This is a genomic window from Mycobacterium simiae (genome assembly GCF_008370645.1).
Classification (GTDB): Bacteria; Actinomycetota; Actinomycetes; order Mycobacteriales; family Mycobacteriaceae; genus Mycobacterium; species Mycobacterium simiae_A.
Map to the genome: position 1 here is coordinate 1 of NZ_VTZN01000625.1, position 290 is coordinate 290.

The 290-nt window shown below is 70.3% G+C and carries 1 protein-coding gene; it reads right to left on the reverse strand.

What is annotated here, in order from left to right; all coding sequences use genetic code 11:
• The coding region (locus F0Q45_RS27160) for an AMP-binding protein (protein WP_149656717.1) at positions 1 to 290 on the reverse strand (290 nt) is incomplete at both ends.

A 290-nucleotide genomic window follows, 5' to 3' on the forward strand; every position in this document is an offset into this window, starting at 1 on the left:
GCGACGTTGTGGTGGGTGATGGCCACCCCTTTCGGGGTGCCGGTGGTGCCCGAGGTGTAGATCAGATACGCCATGTCCTGCGGCGCGGGACCGGGCAATGCCGTGGCGGGCTGGGTGTCGATCGCGGGATCGTTGACATTGATCACCCGCAGCCCATACCCGGCCAACCGCCCGGCCAGCCCCGTGGTACTCACCGCGACCGCCGGCGCGGCGTCGGCAAGCATGAACTCCACCCGTGCCCGCGGCAGCGCCGGGTCGATGGGCAGATACGCCGCCCCGGTCTTGAGCAC